Raw genomic sequence first — 23,800 nt, forward strand, 5'->3', positions numbered from 1 at the left:
GAGGAAGAAATTGGGCACTGAGACATACGTCTTTATATCTACCTCCGTCTATTGTACCCTATGATTGAAACTCTTTTTCATGCTGAATTCTGTTACGTGATCACGACAAGAGTACAGTTAGCAAGAACCCTAGCTTATAGATTGTAGATTCATCATCTAATCGACCCTTGCAGCAAGCAAACCTAGAAAGACCTAGATTCATGATTCACTGTAGATTTTAAGTATCACCTAGAAAGCCTGCAATTATAGTCGTACTGAAGTTAATAGACACACGTAGAAGGTCAGATAGCTATCGATCCTAGAGAGACTAGTCATGCAATACAACTGTAGAAATTATAGCAGCAGTACTATAGAAAATGGATCAAGTTTCACCACCAGGCCCCGGCATACTGCCAGGGCTTTTTTGCGTTTGTGCGAACACCCAACCACACGCTCAGGGAAACAGAGGTATCGTGGTTCTTTCTGCTGGGTTTATAATATGGCAAGATACCAATAGAGGGAGTGATGGGATGTATTCCGATCTGCAACTGACGGAGGACCGCCCTGTATATATACAAGTCAAAGATTATATGAAGCGATTGATGCTCAAAGGCGGCCTGCAAGCCAAACAAAAGCTGCCCTCGACCCGTGAACTCAGTACACTCATGAAGGTTAGTCGCAGCACGGTCCTGCTCGCTTATGCCGAGCTTGAAGATGAAGGTCTGATCTATGCAGTCAAAGGCAAGGGCAATTACGTCAGTGCCTCCATCGAAACACCTGAGGCAGCAGCGAACTGGGAACTGGACTGGACGACAGAGGTAAGCGAGTATGCCATTCAGGCAGAGCAGTACGATCTGATGAAGCATGGCTCCGGTGCAGAGCGCGGTGAGATATCGTTTACCAGCATAGCACCGGATGAAAAGCTGTTTGATCTGCACAACGTAAAGCGGGCTTTTCTGGATCGCATGTCACTTGAAGGCGAAGTACTGTTGAATTACGGATATGCGCAGGGGTACAGACCGCTGATGAACTATTTACTACGTTATATGGAGAACAAAGGTGTCGATCTCCGTGGCAAGGACATCCTGATTACTAACGGATTCACGGAAGGTTTCGATCTGGTGCTTGGAGCGTTGCGCAAAAAAAGCGGAAAAGCGCTCTGTGAGAATCCAACGCACCACACGGCGATTAAAAATCTAAAATTGCACCAGTTTCAACTGACCGGTGTGAATATGGAGCCGGATGGCCTGGACTTGAAACAACTGGAACATGAACTCGAGACAAGTCCATATGATCTGGCGTATCTCGTGCCATCCTATCACAATCCAACCGGGATTGTGACGTCCCCTGCAAAACGGGTAGAGATCATCCGGTTGATGAACAAGTATCAGGTACCCATCATTGAGGATGGATTCAACGAAGAATTACGCTATTCCGGTTCCCACGTATCTCCCCTGATTGCCAGCATGGGCAAAGGCAATGGACTGGTGTATCTGGGCAGCTTCTCCAAAGTCCTGTTCCCAGGCCTGCGGGTAGGTTGGATTATTGCGGATGCGGCGCTGATTGATTATCTGGAGAGTATGAAACGGGCACGCAGCATCCATACCTCCACGCTGGACCAATCGTTATTGTATCAATATCTGAGCAACGGTAATTTCGAGAAATATTTGAAGCGTGCTCGCACAGAGTATAAGCGAAAATATGAATTGGTTGTGCGTTGCCTGAAGCAGCATCTGCCAATGTGCCGGATTTCCGGTGCGGGTGGTCTGCATCTGTTCGTGCAGTTCCCTTCCCAATACAGAACCCGTGATCTGCTGGCGGCCTGTAAAGGAAAAGGTGTAACGTTCACACCAGGGGATACCTTCTATCTGGAACCCGGTCAGGGTGTAAACACGATGCGTCTGGGTTTCTCCAGAGTGAGCGATGAGAATATACGTAAAGGCATTCGCATCATTGGCGAGACAGCAGCTCAAATGAGATAAGGAGGATTTCACATGAAAGTTGGCGTGATTATGGGCGGTACATCTTCAGAGCGGGATATTTCCCTGCTCACCGGACAGGAGATGATTGCAAACCTGAATAGAGACAAATACGAGGTTATACCCATTGAGCTGAATACCAAGCGTGATCTAATCGACAAGTCAGCGGGGATCGATGTGGCACTGCTTGCCCTGCATGGCAAATACGGCGAAGACGGTACTGTCCAGGGCACATTAGAATCTCTGGGTATTCCCTACACAGGCTGTGGTGTGCTGGCAAGCAGTGTATGCATGGATAAAGACATGTCCAAACAGCTCATGCAGCATGCGGGTGTACTTACTGGAGAATGGCTGCGAGTGAGCCATATGGAGGAACTATCCTCTATTGCTGTTCAACAATTAACGTACCCCGTGGTGGTCAAACCCAATTCAGGTGGTTCCAGCATTGGTACCCAAGTGGTTAAGGAGGCATCCACCCTACCCGCCGCTGTAGAGGCTGCCCTCGTCTGGGATGATACGGTGATGATTGAACAGTATATCGAGGGTGAGGAGATCACCTGTGCCATTCTGGATGGTAAGATGCTGCCGGTGATCTCCATCCGTTCAAACGCTGCGTTTTTCGACTATGCTTCCAAATACGATGACCACGGGGCCGATGAGCAGGTTGTACAATTGCCTTTGGACCTTCACAATCGCGTCGAAGCAGCGGCCTTAGCCTGTTATCAGGTGCTCAAATGCAGCGTCTACGCTCGTGTGGATATGATGATTCGGGAAGGCATGCCGTATGTCCTTGAAGTGAACACGCTGCCGGGTCTTACCCGTAACAGTCTGCTGCCCAAAAGTGCAGCAGTTGCAGGCATTTCTTTTGCAGAGCTGCTGGATACCATTATTGAACTTTCATTGAAGGAAAGACCCAAGGAGGATACAACATTATGAGCCTGGATGTGACGATTAGACATAGTTCCACTACCGATCTGCAGGATATGGTCATTCTGATGGACCAACTTGGTTATCCCACCACGTACGCCGAGATGGAAGAGCGCTATACCCATATCTCTGCGGACGCAAACTTTACTACACTGGTTGCTGAAGCACGAGGCCGCGTAGTTGGACTGATCGGATTACAGACGTCTTATCTATATGAAAAGAACGGAAGACACTGCCGTATCTTGGCATTGGTTGTACACGACCAGTTCAGGGGCTCAGGCATCGGCCGTCAGCTCATTCTTGAAGCCGAACAATGGGCAGCCACACATAACGTGGATTCCTTGTCTCTGAACAGTGGCAATCGCCCAGAACGTGAAGCTGCACATGAATTCTATCGCCAGATGGGCTTTATAGCCGGGAGTACCGGGTTTAGCAAAAAGCCACAAATTCTACAGCACACTTAACCTGCGGGATACGTGATACGCCCCCTTGAATATCAAACCAAAAAAAGAACGCCCCAATCCGCACATTGGCGAAAAAGGGCGTTCTTCAGTATATATCTATGCTGCATCGATGTGCTGTTGATGATTATGGGATCAATATTTGGCTGACTGCGCACCATCAATCGGAATAATGGCTCCATTGATGAATGGTGCTTCGCCAGACAGCAAGAAAGCAACGAGGCGCCCTACTTCCTTCGGTTCACCCAAGCGCTTCGCCGGGTTGTCCTTCACGAACTCTTTGGATGCTGACTCCCAGTCATTCGGATTGATCTGTTTGAACGAACCGATGACCATATCTGTCAGAATGGCTCCAGGTGCAATTGCATTAACGCTGATTCCATGCTCGGCGTATTCAATCGCTGCATCTTTGGTCATGCCGGCTACGGCATGTTTGCTCGCTCCGTAGGCAACCAGGTTTGGCACGGCGCGAATCCCACCAACAGAGGATGCGTTCACGATGTAGCCTTCTCCCTGTTTTTTCATCACAGGTAGAACGTGCTTCAACCCAAAAAATACACCCTTCAGGTTGATGTCGATAACTTTATTGAACATCTCCGTCTCGTAGTTCTCGATCAGGTTCTGCTTGCCTTCAATGCCTGCATTGTTGAAAAATGCATCGATACGCCCAAATTCATTGACCGTATCACTAACATACTTCTTTACAGCTTCTTCGTCCGATACGTCACCTTCAATTAGCAGAAATTCGGCATGCTGTACCTCTTCCGAGATCACACGCTTGGTCTCTTCCAGCGCCTTCATGTTCACATCCACCAGGGCAAGCTTAGCCCCTTCACGTGCAACTTCCACAGCAGCTGATCGTCCAAGACCGGAGCCACCGCCTGTAATCAGGACCACTTTACCCGCAAATCGTTCAGTCATAATCTATAGACCTCCCTTTGCTGTTCTGACATCCTCCATACGTAAATACCCATTTCTTTATTTGCTCTAATCTAACGGGGAACAGTTACAGCCATCATCTCAACCAGATTAGTATGCTTCCGTATGTGCCCTGGCATTCCTCTGTCCGGGGACGACATGACAAAGAGGAGCACCTCTAATAGAGGCACTCCCCATGCATTTCATTATTTTAAGTCATAAAAAATTAAGGACGGTCAATGTAAATCCAGCCTGTTTCTTGTTCCTTATCTACAGTAGCTCCAAGGGATTCAGCCACAAAGCGCAGCGGCACATACGTCTTGCCGTCCTTGCCTACATAAGCGGATTCCACCATGGTTACTTCTTTACCAGCAACGGTTGCCTTCTTGGAACCTACGGTCAGGACAATCTCATCACCAGTGATGTCGTCAATGACAACGATTTGGTTCGAGCCTTTGGTCCATTTCACTTCAGCATCCAATTCTTCAGACACGTAGCGAAGCGGAACAAATGTTGTGTTCTTAACGGTGATCGCCCCGGCGTATTCATCATCCGGGAAGAGCACTACACTTTTACTCGTGATTCCAGCTTCATCTTTCAGCAATTGGTATGCCAGTGAATTGGAATCAAAATTGCGCAGCATCTGTCCAGGCGTAATATCATCCTTCATCAGATCCATAACACCGCGGGATACATCCACTTCATCAACTGCAACTGTGCCACCGATATTCCACTGTTCACTGTTTCCACTCACGGTTACAGAGTTCACCGGCAGATCTTCGGAAGCTGGCAGCGCTACTTTCAGTTCAAAGTTTTGCTTGCGAATATCCAGCTTGCTGTCGAGATAAAAATCCATTTTCAGTTTGGTTTCTGTGCCAAATACCGTTTTGAATTCAGGGGTATCATTCAACAGGTTGGTCAGCTCCTGATCATAATTGACCAGCATAGTGTCCAGTCCCACTTTGATCATGGCATACAGTGAGGCCACGGCTTCATCTTTCGATTCAGGAACGATCGAATTCAGCGTGTCGTCTCCCCCACCTTCTACCTCATTCACTGCTTCCAGTACAGGGTAGAACACATCGTACAGATCGCCAATCAGGTCTTTCAGTCCTTGCTCATCCTTCGAAATACTCGTCAGGAACGGTTTAACCATGGCAAGCATCTCTTCACCACTAACTTCCAGATGCAGCTTGGAGAGGCTAAGTGCTTCGCCATTCACGGATTCCTGTACCGGTGTAACGGAGATGTTCTTCGGATTGGACAGATGCTTCAGGACAAAAGAGAACAGTTTCGGGGAAAGTTCCTCGAGTTGTTTCTCCAGAGGCTTCGTATCTACCATTGGAAGCGCCTGTGCATCCTGGAACGTATCCAGAGACATGTACAGCGGTTTCTGGGCTCCGTCCAGATCAATGACCAATTGGGACTCATTCATGGACAGGTGGAAAGGTAACTTCGTTCCCTCCATGCTCAGTGTACCTTTGATCGATGCTGTCTTCGCATCTTTCATTTTGGCTTGATCAATATCCAGGGATATGGAATTAATGAGTTCGATCATTTCAAGGTCTTTTTCTGTAGCAAATTCCTTAGCCGGTTCTATGTTTATATTCATGGATTGTCTGGATTCACCGGACTTGATACTCGCGCCATTGGCCATTGCTTTGCCAACGTCTACTCCACCCACAGCCTGACATCCTGTAAGAACAACCATTAAGAGTACTAGTGGCACTGCCATCCATTGGACTAACTTCCGATTCGTAATATGAACTCCTCCTTAGAAAAATATGGTTCATTTCCATTATGAAGGTATAGGTAATTCTTGTAAACGGATACGCAAAAAAATAAACCAAAAGGCCGGAACATGTCCGACCTCTGGTCTATCTATATTTCAGCATATCGTATGTTTCGATAAAACATCCTGCTTCATTATGCAATGCTGGGAGTTATTCTTGCTCCTGATCTTCTGCGAGTTTCTCATCCGTTTCTTCATCTTCCGCAGTTGCGGGAGTCTCGAATTGATCCGGCTCGTCCTCTTGAATCGCTTTGTTCTCTTCGTTCTGATCCTGTGTCATATCGCATTCCCTCTCTTCTACCGGATTGTCATGTCATCAAGGCCTGAGCCTTGTGTCTATCAATAACCCGAATAGGCACAGTTCAAACCTGCCTCAGTGTCGGCCATAGAATTCCCCTCATAATTTTAGTGCTCATTTAGAAAACATAAAAGATGATCCCGTTCCCACTTGCAGCCGTGGCCTGAAACAAGGCCTGAATATCATCCACGGTCTGAACGATCTCCTGAAATGTCTCTTCCGCGTCCCAATCTTCCATAACTGGATAGACACCTTCAGCGATCATTTGGTCCAGACTATACCGCTCCTTTAATTCTTCCGGTGTGAGCTGCTCCAATGCCATATAGGCTTCCAGCACCTGCTCGTTACTAAGCAAAAATAGATCCATATCCGAATAGTTTCCCACGTATTGCTCACCTGCGAGAGGCACCACATATCCCAGGGGAGGCTCCCCTTCTACCAAGTTACCGTTCAGCGTGAACTGCAGCATCTGCCACGTTTTATCGATATCCAGATCCACTGCACAATCATGCACACTGATCTCACCTGACTTGATGGATTCAACTAGCTCCTTTGTTACCACAAGATATCTGCCGGACATTCCCATACCGCTACCCCTCCTGTGTAATTCCTTCTATTGTTCCCCATTAACCGTGCTTGTTGATTCAGAATCGGGGTAATCCCTATCAAGGAGGGTGTATACATGAAAAAATTTGATTACAGTCTCAATTATGATGAGTTGGATCTGCGCAAACATCCTGAGTTGTACACCGTAGGCCGGGGCGAGCAGGGTGTTCTGATGGTAGAGCCGTACAAAGGCGAGATTCTGCCACACTGGCGATTCAAAACACCCGAGATTGCGACAGAGTCATCGGAGAAGATCTATGAGCTATTTGTGGAGTATAAGAAAAAGGGAGATTTCGTGGGTATGGATATGGCTCGCAAATTTCTCCAGATGGGTTATACACGGGCCAGACGGTATACAAATCACAAAGGAGGACGCAAATACTCGAAGGAGGATGGCTCGATCCTGCCCTATCAGAATGATAAGGTGAAGGCAGAAGCCGCGGCCATATTCAAAGCACAATGGGAGATTGCGAAGACGGATCCAGACTATGTGAAAATGAAGAAGGAGCATCGGGAAAAGTACGAGTCTGATGAGGCGTAGGAACAACGGTGAAAAGATTGACTTATGGAAACATTTGTCTCAGAATCGATCTTATTACTGTACATTTTCAACCATTATATTGGAGAAGAGAGGCGCATCCGATTATGACAGATTCGTTCATCCATTTAAACACAGGCCAGAATATCAGTATCAACGAATCCACCCAACTTCAGGTAACCATTCAATGTACATCATCTCCTTCTCCCTTGGATGTTAGCTGCTTTATGGTGAACGAAGAGGGAAAAGTCCCATCCGACGACTATTTTGTTTTCTATAATCAGAAGGCCGATCCCCATCAAAGTGTGCTTTTGCAACAGGCAGAGGAACTGAAATCCTCTTTTGTACTGGATACAAATCAATTACAGCAGGCCCCTGTGGAAAAATGTGTGTTTACGGCTACTCTGGATGCGGGAGGCACCTTCGCCGATGTTCAGGCATGTCAGGCGATTGTACAAGCGGGTTCCCAGCAGATCACCTATGAGATCACACAGGTCACTGCGGAAACAGCACTTATTCTCATTGAAATCTATAAGTATCGTGACGGGTTCAAAGTTCGTGCGATTGGGCGAGGTTTCTTTGGTGGATTGCAGCCGCTGGCGGAGTCATTCGGTGTTGAAATTGAGAGTAACGACACCTCGGAAGCCGAACAGGTTCTTCTCACCGCACAAGCTGAAGTAGCAGCGACCTCTCCAGAAGTCTTGGCACCTGTTGCTGCACCAAACACGATTCATCCGCCCCTTAACCTGACCAAGATCGATCTCCTCAAGCGTAAAGTAACCCTGTCTCTGCAAAAGAAAAAGATCGAACCTATACAGGCACGTGTTGCCGTTGTATTTGATGCATCAGGCTCCATGTACCATCTGTATCGCAAAGGCATCGTGCAAGAAGCCTTCGAGCGTATCCTGGCGATTGCATCAGCGTTTGATGATAACGGAGAGTTGGACGTCTGGTTCTTCGCCAAAGACTTCTTGCGTGCACCTAGCGTCACCGCCAGGGATTTCGAGAATTATATTGAACGCACATATACGCTGGGAAGCAAAGGCGGTACCAATAACGAACCTCCTGTGATGCAGGATGTCATTCGCAAATACACGATCGAGGAACCCGATGTGAAGATGCCAACGTATATTATCTTTTTTAGCGATGGCGGGGTCAGTCAAAAAGGGAAAATTATGCGGCTTATTACCGAAAGCTCAACCAAAAACCTGTTCTGGCAATTTGTTGGCCTAGGCCAAGCCAATTACGGCATTCTCGAGAAACTCGATGACATGACAGGACGTTTCATCGATAATGCTGACTTTTTTGCTCTCGACGATATCTCCAAGATCAGCGATGAAGAATTGTACGATCGTCTCCTCACTGAATTTCCAGGTTGGATAAAGGAAGCTCGGGCCAAAGGTATTTTGGCCTAAAGCTTTTAATCTATACCCCTAATCAGGCTTGTACTTTTTCTGCTTTACCATCCTTGGAACGTGGACGGAGCATACTTCCTACGATTCGCAACATCAACTTTGCGTGACACGAGGCGGGTGAACTGCGCTGTCCAGTAATTACCGGCCCCCGGCACAGCATAAGGTTTGCCTGACTCGAGTGCTCTCATGGCCACCGCCACGACATGCTCAGGTGTATCACGTTTACCCACCGAGGCTTCATCAGCGCCCACCACATCAAAGAACGAAGTCTCGGTTGAGCCTGGGCATAATGCCAAAAACTGAACGCCACGCTTCCTGTTTTCTTCGTATAATGCCTCTGTAAAAGAAAGTACAAATGCCTTCGTCGCTCCATACACAGCCATATACGGATCAGGTTGAAAGGCAGCCGTAGACGATACATTAATGACAGCACCATTTTTCTTTTGTAACATGCCTGGCAAGAAAAGATGCGTCAGGTTTGTCAAGGCGAGCACGTTCAACATAATTTCCTCCTGCTGCCGGGAACCATCCACCTGTTCAAATAATCCATGGGTAGCAAATCCCGCATTGTTGATCAGCATATCGATGTGTATTCCCCGATTCTGACATTCCTCATATACCCTCTGAGGTGCATCGACTTGAGACAAATCCGATACGATTACCTCCGCCCTTACTTGATATGCACGTTCTATACGTTCTGCCAATTGATTCAGTTTGGATTCTGTTCTGGCCACCAGCACAATATTTTTACCCTTGGAAGCCATTTCGAGTGCAAAAACTTCCCCAATACCTGAAGAAGCACCTGTAATAAGTACCCATTGACGCTGTTCCTTTATCATCTCTCATCCATCCTCTACGTATAATTAGAACACTCGTTTTCAATAAGAAACGTTGTTTCTTTATAGAATCATCGTAACCAGAATTCATGACGCTGTCAAATACATTTGTTAAATTTGAATCTAGAACGGGTTCTTACTTATTAAATTCGGATTAAATTGACGTCATCCGGCGTAAAACAGTAGAATGACCATAAAAGGAAACGTAGTTTCTGTTCAACAACAATACGGTTACGAGGATGAAATCAATGAAGGATCTTAATTCAGGTTCCACAGAATCTGCACATACGGTAACAACCTTTCAGGAAGCCAGACTCCAGCACTCGGATAATCTGCGGCAAAATATTGTGCATGCTGCTGCTGCTTTACTGCAAGAGCATGGACCGGAAGCCGTCACGGTACGCCGTGTAGCTGAGCGCATGGAGTGCTCCACCAAAATCATATATAACCTCTTCGGCAAAAAAGAAGGGTTAGCCAAACATCTGTATTTAGAGGGATGCTCCCTCATGGCCCAGCGTTTTGAAGCTATGCCCCGGCAGGCATCGTTCGAACAATATTTCCGTGATCTGGCCTACGTCTACTGGGACTTCGGCATTTCTCAATCCAGCTTCTATCAGCTGATGTTTGGAGGATCTTTTTCCGAGTTCAAACCAGATGGAGAGACCTTACAAGGAACAGCGACTGCACTGAAGCAAGTGTCTGCTTTGGTGGAGATAGCGATTAAACAGGGAATGCTTCAGGTGCAGGATCCCCTGCTTGCGGTACGAATGATCTGGGCCCCCTTACACGGTGTTATTCATCTGTACCTGGGAGGCCATATTGAGAGCGAAGAAGCTGCCAAAACCCTCTATGATCATACGTTGTCTATGGTTATACACTCCCTTGTAAGTGCATCCGCGAATGGATAAGCATTAAATCTGTGCTGTTTTAGATACTTTTAGAAGATAAACGAAAAAGGAGCAGACCCATTGGCGTAATAAGCCTAGGGCATGCTCCTTTATTTGGTTGACTTTATCTAATTCCGTAACAATAACAGTCGATTAACGGGCCTCTTCGTTCTCAGCTTCCCAACGTGCAATTTCCTTACGCACGATTGGAGCAACTTCTTTACCAAGCAGTTCGATCGCTCTCATGACCTCGTTGTGAGGCATGGTTCCGAGTGGGGTGTGTAACATGAAGCGTGTAATCCCGACTTCTTTACGCAGATAAATAATTTTCTGAGCTACAGTATCCACATCACCTACATACAATGCACCTTCCAGACTGCGCGCCGCATCAAATGTCGCACGGCCGTAGTGTCCCCATCCACGTTCACGACCTAGTATGTTCATGACTGCTTGAGCTGGCGGGAAGAATTTCTCCACAGCTTCGTCTGTTGTATCGGCAATAAAGCCGTGAGAGTGAGAAGCAACAGTCAGCTTGGAAGCATCATGTCCCGCATGTGCAGCTGCTTTCTTGTACAGCTCCACCAGTGGTGCGAATTGCACCGGACGACCACCGATAATGGCAAGCACCAGCGGCAAACCGAGCAGCCCTGCACGAACAACCGATTCCTGATTACCGCCACTGCCAATCCATACCGGAAGTTTTTCCTGTACCGGGCGCGGGTAGATGCCCAGATTGTTAAAGGAAGGACGGTGTTTTCCTTCCCAGGTTACTTTTTCAGAATCACGCAGCTTGAGCAGCAAATCCAGTTTCTCGTCAAATAGTTCATCATAATCATTCAAATCATAGCCGAACAACGGGAAGGATTCGATAAATGATCCACGCCCTGCCATAATCTCTGCACGTCCGTTCGAAATGCCATCTAATGTCGCGAAATCTTGATATACCCGTACCGGATCATGCGATGACAGCACCGTTACCGCACTCGTCAAGCGAATATTCTTGGTCTGTGAAGCTGCCGCGGCCAGAATGACAGCTGGTGATGAAGCAGCGTAGTCAGCACGATGATGTTCTCCCACGCCGTATACATCCAGACCCACCTGATCTGCCAAAACAATCTCTTCAACAACATCCCGAATACGCTGCGCATGACTGATAAGTTCTCCTGTTTTTACATCCGGGTTTGTCTCCACAAATGTACTAATTCCGATTTCCATTGTCTGTTCCTCCCTGGTATGAAGCGATCCGTTGTTCATCTAACCTATTGTAAGTAGATCACCTTTTGTTATATATCTTAATATTGAACTATTTTGATGAAAAACACAAGTACCCTCTGTTTCCAGAGGGCACATTTATGTTTATTTCTATAATTATGGCTTATCTATACTTAGTTCCATCAGGTTGGCATTAATTACAACACCGGTCTGTTTCATAAAATTAAATCCCAGAATTCCGTCAATCTCTAAACCATAATCCATATTTCCTATTTCAACTTGAAAATCATTAATCGTTGTTCCATCTACAGTTATAGAATCGAGTGACTTGGTATAAACATACTCTATACCGCCTACACCTCTTATAATATCAACGAGATCATCCTCTTCAGGAACCATTCCTACTTCCCGAACTGCATCTGCATTCAGCAATGTACTAGCTGATCCGGTATCCAAAAGGACTTTTTCTAATTGTAGTACTTCTCCTCTAAATTCAAGTTTTATGCTTATGAAGGGTAGACCATAAATCTCTGAAATTTTCATCGAGGACCTCTCATGCCAACATACCGTTCTCTTGCCACAACTTCTGGACGTGAAGTGTGAAAAAAGCAGTATTCCCGTCTGGGATCTTCTTGATGCAATTCACCATAACGTTTTAGTGCCTTTGTAGAATCATCAAATGAATCAATCACTGCCATCTCTTCAATGTAACGCTGGCCTTCTCTAGAGTACGCCTTGGTTGCCTCAAAAACGACCCATTCATTAGGGAATCGCTCCTGAACTTCCTTCCATTGCATAGTGACACCTCCAGACCATAAGATAGAAATATTATATCATGTGGAAACAGTATTCCACGGGCTGACATTCTAAAATACATAGATTTTTAGAGCATTGCCTGTAAATCTATTATTTCTTCCTCCCGATGTACAGCAAATGAGACGAGATTCCCAATATAGAAGGGTCCTTAGCAGCATTTATCATATATTGCATGAGTTCATCATACTCGCCACGCTCTTTCCAGTATCGCTGCTGCTCGTCCGTGAGCATCGCTCTAAGGCTGGATGAACCAATCAAATCAATGGTTTCAAATCCATGTTGCTCCATGAAGGGCGTAACGTCCTGAATATTAAAATAGTATGCTCCCGTAAATCGTCCTTGATCCTGATGATCGAAAATACCTTTTTCCACAAAAGAAGAGATGGCTGCCATATTATCATTCGGCTTCCAATGCTGCGGGGATTGCAGTGAATTGATACTCATGCGCATTCGGCTCTGCATGGCTACAAACACCACGCCCCCTCGCTTGGTCACACGGTACAACTCCCTTACAGCAGCCGTGCGCTCTTCGTCTGTCTGCAGATGATACAAAGGCCCCAGCATGAGGGACGCATCGTACGTCTCGTCAGCCACACCCGAGAGAGAAGTGGCATCGAGAACATGGAACCCATCGAATTGCTGTGCCAAACCAAACTCCTGAGCCTTTTGCCTCGCAGTATCCACGGAGGAAGGTGTCAGATCCGATAAAGTGACCTGATACCCCAGCTTCGCAAGCTCCATGGCATACTTTCCTGGTCCTGCGCCATTATCCAGAATACAACCAGTAGCGGGGAGATGTTCCCTGATGTAATGCATGTTAATGATGAATTCAATTGGTTCCCGCTCCAGCCTGCCCCACTCATCAAACCCGGAATAATATTCAATAATATGATCTCTCTTCATCGCTCTGACACCTGCCTTTTCTTATATGTAGACTACTCCTCCATGTTCAAAAAATTAAATTCCAACCAGTATATATCCACTAAATATTTCCTGTCAAACAAAAAACGTTCAATTCCCGTTGAATGCGGAACTGAACGTTTCTCAATCATATCTTATATCTTTTTCACAAACTCAGACTTCAACTTCATTGCACCCAAGCTGTCGATCTTGCAATCAATATCATGATCCCCATCAATCAGGCGGATATTCTTCACCTTGGTGCCCTGTTTGACCACAAGCGAACTACCTTTTACCTTCAGATCTTTAATGACCGTAACGGTATCCCCATCACTTAGCACATTTCCGTTGGCATCACGGATTACTTTTGCATCCTCAGCGTTATCATTGTCTGCTTCCAAAGACCATTCATGCGCGCACTCCGGGCAAACCAACAGGTTACCATCCTCGTACGTGTACTCTGAATTACATTTGGGGCAGTTAGGCAAATTAGACATATGTATTAAACTCTCCATTCTACGATTGGCATTCCCGCAAGTATACGGGATTTTGACGGTATATTCCATACGCTTGGTCACTGCATAGATGGATTTAAACCAAATTTAAGGTTCATGCATCCCTCACTTTAAGGGTAACTACTTATGATGTAACTAATAGATACGCACTACACATAGATGAATTTTAATGTCTCTATGAATTGTTATTATATTTAATACCAAAGGAGTTCCTACTCATGTCCTCATATGTTTTCCCTGTGCAAACGGCTTTTTTTATATTTGTCGTCGCGGCCATGTTTTTGCTGGTGCCGTGGTTAATCTATGGGTATCGTAAAGACGGCTTCTTTAGCTGGTCGCGGTTTGGCGTCAGCTTTTCCTTTATCTTTTATATTCTGGCTGCCTATTGCCTTGTCATTCTCCCTTTTCCGACCACGCGAGATACCTGTGCACAGCAAGCTGCTGACACGATCTACTACAATCTGGTTCCATTCACTTTTGTCAAAGACATCATGAAGGAAACACCCATTGTATGGTCTCAGCCTTCCAGCTATCTGAGCATGATTCAGGGCAGAGCCTTTCTGCAAGTTCTATTTAACGTCCTGCTTCTCATGCCGCTAGGTGTATATATCCGTTATTTTTTTCAAAAGAGATCATTCTGGAAGTACGCCCTGCTTGGTGGATTAGGGCTTTCCCTATTCTTCGAGATCACTCAAATCACCGGATTCTACGGGTATTACAATTGTCCTTACCGCCTGTTCGATGTAGATGATCTGTTATTGAACACTTCGGGAGCAGTCATTGGATTCTTCACAGCGCCCATCCTGCTTGCTTTATTCCCATCACGTGCAAGCATTCAGGCGAAGAGTGAACAGATCGTGGAGCAAAACCGAGTGTATGCTATGCCTCAATTGCTCGCGTTAATTATTGATGGAATCATTGTTGTCTTCCTTTCGAATCTAATCTCCATCTTTACAGCGTCTGATGTGATCAGTGATGCGCTAAGTACATCCATTGCTATGGTCATTGTGCTGTTCTTCATACCTTGGGTGCGAAATGGGGTAACTCCAGGCTCGGCCATCTTGCGATTCCGCTATGTGAATCGTCAGACCGGCACACCTACCAGTGAATCGTTATTCAAAAGATTTGCCGCACTTTACACGCCTTGGTTCGTGATTACAATCATCGGCTGGGTCAATGATTATGCCTTCACCAGTAATGAGGATGTTATGCTCCGGCCTTATCAAATATTGCTTTCCCTAGGAACAGTCGGTGTCTATATGTTGGTCTATGCCGTGCTCTTTATTCATATTTTGATCGTGCTTTTCTCCCGTGGAAAACGTTCCTTCTACTTCGATGAGGTGTCCCGCACACGTGCCTCTCGTAAATAATATTGGAGGATAACAAGGTATAATGTACCTCTAATTCGTGCTTACGTTCTGCTTACTTCGTTAGTCAGATTACAAAAAGAGGACGTTCATTCTGAGAATGAACGTCCTCTTTTGATTAGGCGCATAGCAGATATTCAGAGTATTCAGACACAACAATCAACCTGGATTATAACCCTAACAGCTCTCGCTTGGCTGCATCCGGATCATGTACAACCTCAATCTCATGGTTGAAAATTAGTGTCGCACGATCCTGCTCATATTCAGGCCAGTTCACACCTGCAACTTCAGGTTGGCCATTCTTGGCAAAGGAAATCCAGGCATCCTGTACCTTGAGAGCAAGTGCCGCCGCAGCTTCATCCGGCTCCGCATTCATGAATTTGAGGACATGTAGTGTATTAAACACAAAGAACATTTCAATGCTGTGAATCGCTCTTTTTAACAAGGGATGTTCCGGCATCACCCAATCAAATCGATACATCCACACCGGAGCATATTTCTGTTGTGCAGCAGCATATTGTAGCGCTGACCGCCAGAAGAACATATCGGTCATCACTTGGGCTTGTCCATCTGCCGTTTTTGGATAACTATCCGCGATGGCTACCCGGTTCTCCAGATCTGGCGTCATAAAGTCTACGCCCTGAACCATATCGATTTCTTTTGAAAAAGGTACATGTGGCTGGATGAACAGTGCACCCTCGTGTAATGTCGTACCAATCAACACTGGAATATCCTGCGCTGATCCTTCGCTCACTGCCTCAAGTGGCATCTGTGGTAGTGTCTGCCCATCCAATACAGGTTGGAACAATAATGCCATACCTGCCCCGCTCTGCTGTTTGACCGTTTCACCGGCTGCAATAATCTGCTCTACAGGAATTGTATTTAACTTCTGCAGGTTGTCCCGGTCCACCCCAAGAATCTTTAACATCCCTTCCCGCAACGCTGAAGCTTGCTCTGCCGGCATGAACTGGGATGCACCACTCTCCATAATGGCACGTTGGAACAGTCCTTTGGCCGCTGGCATCGCCATCAGTGCTGCAATGCTCATACTTCCCGCTGATTCGCCGAACACCGTAACTTGATCCGGGTTACCACCAAAAGCAGAGATATTATCCTTCACCCACTGTAATGCCGCAACCTGATCCAGCAGACCTGCATTGGATACATATGAATCACCTAATGGAGCCATATGCAGGAAACCTAAAGGTCCTAATCGGTAGTTGATCGTCACAACGATGACGCCCCCCCGAACCGCTAACTGTGTACCATCATACATCGGCTGGCTACCCGAACCTGACACGAAGGAACCGCCGTGAATCCATACCATAACCGGCAGCGGTGTTGCTCCTTTTTCCTTAGGTGCCCAGATGTTCAGATATAAACTATCTTCTGACTCATTCGGAATTTCTGTCTGGCCTTCTGGTTGATGATTTCGTGGTTGTATATTCTCAGGTCCAAATTGAGTGGCCTGTCTGATTCCATCCCATGACTCGGGCTGTACCGGAGTCTTGAAACGCAGCTCACCTACCGGGGGTTTCGCATAGGGAATGCCTTTCCATACGCTTGCATCGTGCAAAAGTTCGCCTTGAACGGTACCATATGTCGTTTGAACCTGAAGTTCTCTCATGCCGCTTCTACTTCCTCTCCGTGAATAGGTTAATTAACGAGTAAGTGCATATCATGTGTACTTATTTGAGTATAGTTTGTTGTCATACCTATTTACAACTTTACCCAACTCTAGCCTCCCCTGCTACGTTTCACGTGGAACTTTATGGGGTGGATGATCTGATACATACCTTTAAGATGGACACCAAAAAGGCCACCCATTGAGTAATATCATCAAGTCTAACTTATCTTAATGACATTGACCCTTAGCATGACCCTTTCCCGTTAACTATCCAAATAACTACCCTTTTACAGGATAACGCACCGTAAACTCAATACCCTCAATCCATTCACCCGCGACAAAGTCCCGTCCCTTCACAACAACTCGATCCTTATAAACCTCCACATGAAGTCCTTCACTGCCCTCCAGATGCTCATCCTGATCTGTCCAGAGATAACCTACAGACGAAGCGTTAAACATGGTTGGCATGTGGCCCGCACCATCGTACATCGTATGCTGCGCCTCCAGTTGCCAATGAGTGTGACCCGAGAAGAGGATCGCTTGCGGATATTTGGCCAGAACAGCCTTCAGTTCTGCATCCTGATTCACACCATACCAGCCTTGTTCCTTCAACGATCCAGCTACTGTATCCATGAGTGGTTGGTGCAAGAACAAAAAGATGGGATGATCTGGCGTTGCATGCTCAGACAATTTGGCATCCAGCCACTCCAATTGTTCAGCCGACATATCGCAATCCTTCGGATGAGGTTGCTCGGTGCCCAGGAAAATATAATGATACCCATCAATCCAGTGATCGTGGTATGCACCCTTCATACCTGTTGTCCCTTCAAAATCACTTAATCGACGCTGCCATAACCCTGCGACTGTAATGGGGTCCACTCCTGAAGAGATCCGTCCCCCATCCTGACCCTCCTGCTCCGAAGGTGCAGCAGACAACGTATAGGTTCCGCCGGATAGTTTCTCAATTAGAGCAGCTGATTCAGCAGCGGTTTGTTTAGTGACCCATTCCATATCTACTTCTTGCTCCAACAACTCGGCTACTTCATCTTCTTTCATCTCAAGCAAAACGATCGGCGGTTCTTGCCATACCACGGCTCCAATATCATGATTACCTACCGTGTACCAAATGTCCGGCAAGCTCTCCGCATGTTGCTTCCATATGCGCTGCAACTCACGATATTCGCTCGGCAGCCCCCGATCCGTCACATCACCCACATGCATAATCCCGCTGCTCCCCTGACTGAATGTAGCTATGTCGGCTAACGCTTGGTCCAGATGCCGGTTATGAATATGGTCTGCCTCATCTCGCACATGTGTGTCCGTAATAACCTGGAAGCTGGCAATAGGTTGCTCCGGTGTATGTTCATTTCCCATCAAGAATCACTCCATTTCAGTCCAATAATGCCAATCAGAATAAATCCGATCCAGACCATCGACGTGAGCCGCAGACGTTCACCAAAAAAGTAATGCCCCACAACGCCAATGAGCGTAATGCCCACGCCAGACCAGATCGCATAGGCTACAGCCAGCGGCATATACTTCACTGCAAAATTAAGAAAGGTAAAACTTGCGCCATAACAGACAAACATCAACACCGAAGGCCATAACCGCGAGAATCCATCCGATACTTTTAGCAAAATGGTAGCACTCAGCTCCAGCCCGATGGCCAGTGCCAACAGTACCCAGCCCAGGTAGGCATGACTGTTCGTCATCGATTCAGCCCACCATTCAGCAATTCATGGAAGGATTGAATCGTTCTGCCCGCCAAGCGGATTCTTCCCGGTTCTCCAATCCCAATCCGGTATCCTGCACCAGCGGCTCGTGCCATCTCCATATCTCCGTCCGTATCTCCAATGACCACCGTATTCTGCACGGATACACCCAACCGTTCACAGGCAAGCAGAAGCATATCGGGAAATGGTTTGCCCCGCTCCACCAGATCCGTACCAATCACCACGTCAAAGAAGGAGTCCAGCCCCATCCACTGCAAATGTTTAACCGCACTTGGTGTATCATCTGCCGTCACTACACCCATAATCACGCCCTTGGTACGGCACTGTTCAAGGAATTCTCGAACACCCGGTAACGGATGTGCCGGACGATGCTGCTCCATCTCTTCCTCCGCTCGCGCCAAACACTCCCGGACCATAATCTTGGATTCCGCCCAGCTGAGACCCGCACGATATCCATGCCAAGTCAGTACGGCATACATTTCATCCATCGTGCCCATCGCAAGTGGCCCACGCACATCATACCCATTCATTCGGCCTTGGTCATCGTGGAATGTACCCCATATCTGTGGGAATTCATCTGTGTCGATACGGAGTCCTTTGGTCGCTAACTGTTCTCTGAAATCGTTCAACACACAATCGGTCCAGAATCCCCACATGCCTGTAAAATCCAGCAACGTCCCGTCCTTGTCGAACAAAACGGCCTTAATCGGATTTAGTAATTCATCCATATACGATTCATCTTGCATCGGTTAAACTCCTTGTCTGCGATCTTTATGAACGGAAAGGACGGTACAGCATATGTACCGCCCTTTTCGCATGAGTTACTTATAGCAATACGTTTTGCTTGTTAGTCGAGCTGCTTCTCGACCAAATCACGTGGAAACCGTTCATCACTATCATTATTTCGTTACACGATCCAGTTCTTTCTGGGCTTTTTCCTTCGCTTCCTTCAGCGCCTGCTCCGCTGTCATATTATTGATCTGCACCTGATCAGCTGCATCTTTCAATGCATCATTGATCTTGCCACCCGTTGGATCCTGGAATGGAGCCGAAGCGTGAGCTGCCTGTTGCAATGGTACAGTGATCTGTGGATTCTCCTCACTGAATTTCATGAACTCTGGATCTTGTTGAGCCGATTGACGAACTGCAATATATCCGGTGTTCATGGACCATGAAGCTGTGTTTGAAGTCTCAGAGAAATACGTAAGCCATTGGTATGCTGCCTGTTGTTGTTCAGGCGTTGCAGCTGACGGAATACCTGCCGAAATGGCACTTGCTACCGGTTTTCCTTCACCAATACCTTCCCAGCCTGGTTGTTGCATTGCAGCGACTACGCTGAAGTCCAAGTCACCTTGGTCACCACTAGATCCCGTGTAACCTGCTGCTTTATTTTTCATCACATCATCAATCGTTTTGTACCAATACTCCCAGCCCTGACCTCCATAATGAATGCCCATAATCTTGTCTTCGTTAATCCATTTACGGAACAGTTCCCATGTCTCGATCCATTCCGGGGAATCAATCATGACGGTTTTGCCATCGGCGCTAAGAATCTGTCCGCCCTTACCCAGCACGGCATCAATCATATTGTCGCTACCCCACATCGGTTCCCAACCATAGAAGGTGGTCTTGCCATTCTCTTGCTTGCTCATCTTCGAAGCTGCCTCAGCCAGCTTCTCCCATGTCGTCAAACTTGCTGGGTCGATCCCATTCTCCTTGAACGTATCCATGCGGTAATACATGATCTGAGTTGTACCGTACATTGGCAAAAAGTATTGCTTTCCATCCACCTGTCCCTGGTTCAGGAATGTCTGAATGAAATCGTCTTTCTTAAAATTCGGATCAGCGGCAATCATCTCATCCATGGGTGCATAATATCCTTTGCGTGCCCAGTCTATATTGGAGCTGAGTACAGCGGCTGGAACCTTTTTGGAAGCAATTGCTGCTTGCAGCTTCTGTTCCGTTTCCGTGTAATCTGCTTGTACAATCCCTTTTACAACGACTTCATTCTGTGAGGCGTTGAACGCATCAATCGTCTTTTTCATGTTATCGCCCAGATTACCACCCAGACCATACCAAAACTCAATCTCCACCGGATCTTTCGCCTGCGCTTCGGTTCCACTGGCAGCAGCCGTCGTGCCGCCTGATTCTGCGGGTGCTTGTGTTCCACAAGCGGTCAGCAGTGCAAAGCTGGTCGCGAGTACCAGCGACATGCCACTCTTCCAGTTCAACCTCAATCTCTTTTTCCATGTCACGCTTGCCTGACTCCAATTCATTGTTGTTCCTCCCGTTTTAGGTGAATGGTAATTCATATCAGTTCTTGTTCACACCCGCCGTAATATTCACGCTCTGCATGATGGTCTTCTGGGTGAACAGGAAGAGAATAAGTAGGGGGGCGATGGTAAAGGCACTCGCAGCCATAATCTGTGGCCAAGCAAGTCCATATGCCCCACCTTCTACAAAGAAACTGCGCAGACCCGCCGATACCAGCTGCAAGTCAGGGTCTTTGGTGATGAGCATAGGCCAGAAATAGTTGTTGTACTGTTCAATAAACGTAATCAGAACCATCACGGCAAAACTTGAGCGAACAAGCGGCGTGATAATTGTCCAGAGAATCCGGAAGTGGGAAGCACCGTCGAGCTGTCCAGCTTCCACCAATTCGTGAGATACCTGCATAAACGCCTGCCGGATCAGGAAGATCGAGAACACGCTGACACAGTTGGATACAATCAAGCCTGTATAGGAATCCAGCAAGTTAAGTTCACTAAGTACCAGGTAACTAGGCAGATACACGGCTGTGCTCGGTATCATATAACCCACCAGAATCAGGGATGTCAGTACACCTTTGAGACGGAATTTCATATGTGTCAGGGCGTACGCCATCATACTGGAGTTGACGATCTGAAATAGACAGATGGCCAAGGCTACCCCGGTACTGTTCAGGATGTAACGGGCAAATGGTGCCGCATTCCAGGCATCCACATAGTTGCTCCACAGGAACGTCTCCGGCCAGAAGGTCGGCGGGAACTGCCAGATCTCATCATTGGTTTTGAATCCGCTAATGACCATCCAATAGAAGGGAAAGGCTGTACCCAACGCGATAATGGCTAACAGAAGGTAGCGAATCAATTTACTTATTTTAAAATTCGGTTGTGACACGTTCTGCAACTCCTTGCGCTTCATCCGTTTAGACTTTTTGTTGGGCAATGTCATTGTCATTAGTAGTGCACCAGACGTCTGCCAAGCAGGAAGGATACTCCCGACAGCAGCACGCAGATCAGAATAATCACAACGGCGATGGACGAAGCTTCACCTACGTTAAAGGATTCGAATGCAGACTGGTAATACATGTACAGCAACGTTCTCGTTGATCCCGCCGGTCCACCCTGCGTCATGACATTGATCTGGTCATAGGCTTGCAAGGACTGGATGGTTAGAATAATTGAGAGGAAAAATGTCGTTGGTGAGATCAGCGGCAGTGTGATACTTCTGAACTTGTCCCAACCGTTTGCCCCATCAATTGAAGCTGCTTCGAGCAGATCCGAAGGTAGATTTCGTAGCGCAACGAGATAAAATACCATTGCCCACCCAATCGACTTCCAGAGCGTGACGATCAGAACGGCAACCAGTGCCCAGTCCGCGTCACGCAACCATCCGATCGGAGATACGCCTACCCAGCCCAGCATAAGATTAGCGAGCCCCACTTCGGGCTCGAAGATCCAGGACCACGCAATGGACACCGCAACTGTAGGGGTGACCCAAGGTGAGAAGAGTAACGTCCGGAAGATGCCGGATGATTTGATCTTGCTATTCATGAGCATCGCAAGTGCCAATCCGCCCACAATGGTTGGGATTACACTTCCAAGTCCGAATAACAAGGTGACTTTCAATGACCGATAGAATTCAGAGTTTGTCAGCAGATAACTGTAATTGTCCAACCCAACGAACAGCTTGTCCGGGCTCATGAAGTCCCAATCGGTGAAACTGAGATAAACGATATATCCCAGAGGTCCCAGCCAGAAGATCAGCAACGGGATTAGAGCTGGCAGCGTAAATAGGACCGCCTCAGACTCCCTCCATAGTTTTAAACGCAAATCCCCCACTCCTTACTGTCCAATTTTTCTTTAATGATTGGGAATTTTTGAGTATAATCAGCTTTATATTTATTCTGTACAAAATTGATTGTACACTCGTATTGAAAATTCTAATTCCGGCTTATGTTAAAATTGGAGCAAGTCATGTAAAATATGAGGCAGCTAGTGGGAACGCTATCATAAACCAGAGGTGACATTGTGGGAAAAGAAACCGCCGGGAACCCGAATCATTCTTCGTTACCTGATCGGCATGCGCTGAGGGAGAGAGTTATTGAGGCCATCGCCAATACGATGGATCTATATGGGGTTAATCATACGTTTGGCAAATTGTACGGCATCATGTATTTTGAGGATCGACCGATGACACTTGAAGAGATGAAGACCTCGATGAATATGAGCAAGAGTAACATGAGCTATGCGGTTCGTTCGCTTACAGAATCACAGATGATCTATAAACTGGAGGAAAAGAAGGATCGCCAGGATCAGTATCTGGCTGAGACTGACTTTTATCGCACATTCCAGAATTTCTTCGGAGCCAAGCTCCAACGGGAAGTAGATGTCATGTTAGAAGGCATTCATGAGGTCATTCCTGACCTGTCGGCAATGATCCTTTCGGAACATACCTCTTCTGAAGATCGAGACGATGCACTGCGTGATCTGCACAAACTCCAACATGCGGAGCAATACTACGTCTGGCTACAAGGATTTGTGGATCAGTTGCGGGACGGTAAGTTTTACGAGAATGCTGCACACACGCCCGATAAAGAGTAGTACAACTGCGTAAACAGAATAACTAATGGGTGACCCAGGCGCTAACGAACCTAGACGATCTGACGTACCAATGTTGAGTCACACTAAACCGCAAAAAGGAGCTGTTCCTAGCCAATGCATGGCTTTTGG

The 23,800-nt window shown here is 46.9% G+C and carries 24 protein-coding genes and 1 pseudogene; 8 read left to right on the top strand and 17 right to left on the bottom strand.

Annotated elements, in window-relative coordinates; translation table 11 throughout:
* Nucleotides 1-509: 509 nt before the first annotated feature.
* From F0220_RS29335 to F0220_RS29345, 3 genes are read left to right on the top strand one after another with little or no spacing between them, the layout of a single operon-like run.
* Nucleotides 510-1,961 carry a MocR-like pyridoxine biosynthesis transcription factor PdxR gene (locus F0220_RS29335; protein ID WP_105600472.1) on the top strand — a complete coding sequence of 484 codons (1,452 nt, stop codon included), beginning with the start codon at nucleotides 510-512 and terminating at the stop codon, nucleotides 1,959-1,961.
* Nucleotides 1,962-1,973: 12 nt separating this feature from the next.
* Nucleotides 1,974-2,894, top strand: coding sequence for a D-alanine--D-alanine ligase (locus F0220_RS29340; protein ID WP_149846872.1), 921 nt, complete (start codon nucleotides 1,974-1,976; stop codon nucleotides 2,892-2,894).
* Nucleotides 2,891-3,349, top strand: a complete 459-nt coding sequence (locus F0220_RS29345; protein WP_074092765.1) for a GNAT family N-acetyltransferase — start codon at nucleotides 2,891-2,893, stop codon at nucleotides 3,347-3,349. The genes F0220_RS29340 and F0220_RS29345 overlap by 4 nt, the downstream gene beginning before the upstream one ends.
* Nucleotides 3,350-3,481: 132 nt before the next feature.
* On the opposite strand, the gene F0220_RS29350 is transcribed toward F0220_RS29345, so the two are convergent.
* The 4 genes from F0220_RS29350 to F0220_RS29360 all read right to left on the bottom strand — a co-directional run bounded on the left by F0220_RS29350 (nucleotide 3,482) and on the right by F0220_RS29360 (nucleotide 6,940).
* The gene (locus F0220_RS29350; protein ID WP_076251972.1) at nucleotides 3,482-4,267 is read right to left on the bottom strand and encodes a glucose 1-dehydrogenase; all 786 of its coding nucleotides are present in this window, start codon (nucleotides 4,265-4,267) and stop codon (nucleotides 3,482-3,484) included.
* A 223-nt stretch (nucleotides 4,268-4,490) separates the two neighbouring features.
* Nucleotides 4,491-5,999 carry a copper amine oxidase N-terminal domain-containing protein gene (locus F0220_RS29355; protein ID WP_105600475.1) on the bottom strand — a complete coding sequence of 503 codons (1,509 nt, stop codon included), beginning with the start codon at nucleotides 5,997-5,999 and terminating at the stop codon, nucleotides 4,491-4,493.
* A gap of 208 nt (nucleotides 6,000-6,207) precedes the next feature.
* Nucleotides 6,208-6,336 (bottom strand): hypothetical protein, encoded by a 129-nt coding sequence (locus F0220_RS33270; RefSeq protein WP_017691584.1) that lies wholly within the window; start codon nucleotides 6,334-6,336, stop codon nucleotides 6,208-6,210.
* A gap of 136 nt (nucleotides 6,337-6,472) precedes the next feature.
* Entirely contained in the window at nucleotides 6,473-6,940 is a 468-nt protein-coding gene (locus F0220_RS29360) for a YfbM family protein (protein ID WP_105600477.1), read from the bottom strand.
* 96 nt (nucleotides 6,941-7,036) lie between these two features.
* Here F0220_RS29360 and F0220_RS29365 point away from each other — a divergent pair, with 96 nt between their 5' ends.
* Together F0220_RS29365 and F0220_RS29370 are read left to right on the top strand one after the other, a co-directional pair.
* Nucleotides 7,037-7,501: a DUF4385 domain-containing protein gene (locus F0220_RS29365; protein ID WP_105600479.1), complete on the top strand. Its 465-nt coding sequence runs from the start codon at nucleotides 7,037-7,039 to the stop codon at nucleotides 7,499-7,501.
* 104 nt (nucleotides 7,502-7,605) lie between these two features.
* On the top strand, nucleotides 7,606-8,913 hold the full coding sequence (locus F0220_RS29370; protein ID WP_105600480.1) for a VWA domain-containing protein: 1,308 nt from the start codon (nucleotides 7,606-7,608) through the stop codon (nucleotides 8,911-8,913).
* Between the two features lie 22 nt (nucleotides 8,914-8,935).
* Here the strand turns inward: F0220_RS29370 and F0220_RS29375 are convergent.
* Nucleotides 8,936-9,752: pseudogene (locus tag F0220_RS29375) on the bottom strand (SDR family NAD(P)-dependent oxidoreductase).
* Nucleotides 9,753-9,997: 245 nt separating this feature from the next.
* Here F0220_RS29375 and F0220_RS29380 point away from each other — a divergent pair.
* Nucleotides 9,998-10,657 (top strand): TetR/AcrR family transcriptional regulator, encoded by a 660-nt coding sequence (locus F0220_RS29380; protein ID WP_105600483.1) that lies wholly within the window; start codon nucleotides 9,998-10,000, stop codon nucleotides 10,655-10,657.
* 132 nt (nucleotides 10,658-10,789) lie between these two features.
* Here the strand turns inward: F0220_RS29380 and F0220_RS29385 are convergent, their stop codons facing one another.
* From F0220_RS29385 to F0220_RS29405, 5 genes are all read right to left on the bottom strand, one after another.
* Nucleotides 10,790-11,851 (bottom strand): LLM class flavin-dependent oxidoreductase, encoded by a 1,062-nt coding sequence (locus F0220_RS29385; RefSeq protein WP_105600485.1) that lies wholly within the window; start codon nucleotides 11,849-11,851, stop codon nucleotides 10,790-10,792.
* Between the two features lie 153 nt (nucleotides 11,852-12,004).
* Nucleotides 12,005-12,391, bottom strand: a complete 387-nt coding sequence (locus F0220_RS29390; RefSeq protein WP_105600486.1) for a retropepsin-like aspartic protease — start codon at nucleotides 12,389-12,391, stop codon at nucleotides 12,005-12,007.
* On the bottom strand, nucleotides 12,388-12,645 hold the full coding sequence (locus F0220_RS29395; protein ID WP_074092774.1) for a hypothetical protein: 258 nt from the start codon (nucleotides 12,643-12,645) through the stop codon (nucleotides 12,388-12,390). The genes F0220_RS29390 and F0220_RS29395 overlap by 4 nt, the downstream gene beginning before the upstream one ends.
* 109 nt (nucleotides 12,646-12,754) lie before the next feature.
* Nucleotides 12,755-13,567: a class I SAM-dependent methyltransferase gene (locus F0220_RS29400; protein ID WP_105600488.1), complete on the bottom strand. Its 813-nt coding sequence runs from the start codon at nucleotides 13,565-13,567 to the stop codon at nucleotides 12,755-12,757.
* Between the two features lie 152 nt (nucleotides 13,568-13,719).
* Complete coding sequence (locus tag F0220_RS29405) at nucleotides 13,720-14,061, bottom strand: zinc ribbon domain-containing protein YjdM (RefSeq protein WP_017691576.1); 342 nt, start codon at nucleotides 14,059-14,061, stop codon at nucleotides 13,720-13,722.
* A 236-nt stretch (nucleotides 14,062-14,297) separates the two neighbouring features.
* On the opposite strand from F0220_RS29405, the gene F0220_RS29410 reads away from it, so the two are divergent.
* Complete coding sequence (locus F0220_RS29410) at nucleotides 14,298-15,449, top strand: VanZ family protein (protein ID WP_105600489.1); 1,152 nt, start codon at nucleotides 14,298-14,300, stop codon at nucleotides 15,447-15,449.
* Nucleotides 15,450-15,615: 166 nt separating this feature from the next.
* Here the strand turns inward: F0220_RS29410 and F0220_RS29415 are convergent, their stop codons facing one another.
* From F0220_RS29415 to F0220_RS29445, 7 genes are all read right to left on the bottom strand, one after another.
* Nucleotides 15,616-17,073, bottom strand: coding sequence for a carboxylesterase/lipase family protein (locus tag F0220_RS29415; RefSeq protein WP_105600491.1), 1,458 nt, complete (start codon nucleotides 17,071-17,073; stop codon nucleotides 15,616-15,618).
* Nucleotides 17,074-17,352: 279 nt separating this feature from the next.
* Complete coding sequence (locus F0220_RS29420; RefSeq protein ID WP_105600492.1) at nucleotides 17,353-18,447, bottom strand: metallophosphoesterase family protein; 1,095 nt, start codon at nucleotides 18,445-18,447, stop codon at nucleotides 17,353-17,355.
* Complete coding sequence (locus F0220_RS29425; protein WP_083684565.1) at nucleotides 18,447-18,785, bottom strand: DMT family transporter; 339 nt, start codon at nucleotides 18,783-18,785, stop codon at nucleotides 18,447-18,449. Before F0220_RS29425 ends, F0220_RS29420 begins: the two co-directional genes overlap by 1 nt.
* Nucleotides 18,782-19,552 carry an HAD family hydrolase gene (locus F0220_RS29430; protein WP_223199814.1) on the bottom strand — a complete coding sequence of 257 codons (771 nt, stop codon included), beginning with the start codon at nucleotides 19,550-19,552 and terminating at the stop codon, nucleotides 18,782-18,784. The genes F0220_RS29425 and F0220_RS29430 overlap by 4 nt, the downstream gene beginning before the upstream one ends.
* A gap of 153 nt (nucleotides 19,553-19,705) precedes the next feature.
* Complete coding sequence (locus F0220_RS29435; protein WP_105600494.1) at nucleotides 19,706-21,082, bottom strand: ABC transporter substrate-binding protein; 1,377 nt, start codon at nucleotides 21,080-21,082, stop codon at nucleotides 19,706-19,708.
* Between the two features lie 37 nt (nucleotides 21,083-21,119).
* Nucleotides 21,120-21,965 (bottom strand): carbohydrate ABC transporter permease, encoded by an 846-nt coding sequence (locus tag F0220_RS29440; protein ID WP_223199815.1) that lies wholly within the window; start codon nucleotides 21,963-21,965, stop codon nucleotides 21,120-21,122.
* A gap of 59 nt (nucleotides 21,966-22,024) precedes the next feature.
* Nucleotides 22,025-22,900: a carbohydrate ABC transporter permease gene (locus F0220_RS29445; RefSeq protein WP_036671737.1), complete on the bottom strand. Its 876-nt coding sequence runs from the start codon at nucleotides 22,898-22,900 to the stop codon at nucleotides 22,025-22,027.
* A gap of 198 nt (nucleotides 22,901-23,098) precedes the next feature.
* Between F0220_RS29445 and F0220_RS29450 the strand changes: the two genes are divergently transcribed.
* Nucleotides 23,099-23,671 carry a GbsR/MarR family transcriptional regulator gene (locus tag F0220_RS29450; protein WP_091012392.1) on the top strand — a complete coding sequence of 191 codons (573 nt, stop codon included), beginning with the start codon at nucleotides 23,099-23,101 and terminating at the stop codon, nucleotides 23,669-23,671.
* Nucleotides 23,672-23,800: the final 129 nt, after the last annotated feature.

This window comes from Paenibacillus sp. 37 (assembly GCF_008386395.1).
Classification (GTDB): Bacteria; Bacillota; Bacilli; order Paenibacillales; family Paenibacillaceae; genus Paenibacillus; species Paenibacillus amylolyticus_B.

Coding starts and splice junctions, on each gene's coding strand:
- F0220_RS29335 (WP_105600472.1), top strand. CDS start 510: ATGTATTCCGATCTGCAACTGACGGAGGACCGCCCTGTATATATACAA.
- F0220_RS29340 (WP_149846872.1), top strand. CDS start 1,974: ATGAAAGTTGGCGTGATTATGGGCGGTACATCTTCAGAGCGGGATATT.
- F0220_RS29345 (WP_074092765.1), top strand. CDS start 2,891: ATGAGCCTGGATGTGACGATTAGACATAGTTCCACTACCGATCTGCAG.
- F0220_RS29350 (WP_076251972.1), bottom strand. CDS start 4,267: ATGACTGAACGATTTGCGGGTAAAGTGGTCCTGATTACAGGCGGTGGC.
- F0220_RS29355 (WP_105600475.1), bottom strand. CDS start 5,999: ATGGCAGTGCCACTAGTACTCTTAATGGTTGTTCTTACAGGATGTCAG.
- F0220_RS33270 (WP_017691584.1), bottom strand. CDS start 6,336: ATGACACAGGATCAGAACGAAGAGAACAAAGCGATTCAAGAGGACGAG.
- F0220_RS29360 (WP_105600477.1), bottom strand. CDS start 6,940: ATGGGAATGTCCGGCAGATATCTTGTGGTAACAAAGGAGCTAGTTGAA.
- F0220_RS29365 (WP_105600479.1), top strand. CDS start 7,037: ATGAAAAAATTTGATTACAGTCTCAATTATGATGAGTTGGATCTGCGC.
- F0220_RS29370 (WP_105600480.1), top strand. CDS start 7,606: ATGACAGATTCGTTCATCCATTTAAACACAGGCCAGAATATCAGTATC.
- F0220_RS29380 (WP_105600483.1), top strand. CDS start 9,998: ATGAAGGATCTTAATTCAGGTTCCACAGAATCTGCACATACGGTAACA.
- F0220_RS29385 (WP_105600485.1), bottom strand. CDS start 11,851: ATGGAAATCGGAATTAGTACATTTGTGGAGACAAACCCGGATGTAAAA.
- F0220_RS29390 (WP_105600486.1), bottom strand. CDS start 12,391: ATGAAAATTTCAGAGATTTATGGTCTACCCTTCATAAGCATAAAACTT.
- F0220_RS29395 (WP_074092774.1), bottom strand. CDS start 12,645: ATGCAATGGAAGGAAGTTCAGGAGCGATTCCCTAATGAATGGGTCGTT.
- F0220_RS29400 (WP_105600488.1), bottom strand. CDS start 13,567: ATGAAGAGAGATCATATTATTGAATATTATTCCGGGTTTGATGAGTGG.
- F0220_RS29405 (WP_017691576.1), bottom strand. CDS start 14,061: ATGTCTAATTTGCCTAACTGCCCCAAATGTAATTCAGAGTACACGTAC.
- F0220_RS29410 (WP_105600489.1), top strand. CDS start 14,298: ATGTCCTCATATGTTTTCCCTGTGCAAACGGCTTTTTTTATATTTGTC.
- F0220_RS29415 (WP_105600491.1), bottom strand. CDS start 17,073: ATGAGAGAACTTCAGGTTCAAACGACATATGGTACCGTTCAAGGCGAA.
- F0220_RS29420 (WP_105600492.1), bottom strand. CDS start 18,447: ATGGGAAATGAACATACACCGGAGCAACCTATTGCCAGCTTCCAGGTT.
- F0220_RS29425 (WP_083684565.1), bottom strand. CDS start 18,785: ATGACGAACAGTCATGCCTACCTGGGCTGGGTACTGTTGGCACTGGCC.
- F0220_RS29430 (WP_223199814.1), bottom strand. CDS start 19,552: ATGCAAGATGAATCGTATATGGATGAATTACTAAATCCGATTAAGGCC.
- F0220_RS29435 (WP_105600494.1), bottom strand. CDS start 21,082: ATGAATTGGAGTCAGGCAAGCGTGACATGGAAAAAGAGATTGAGGTTG.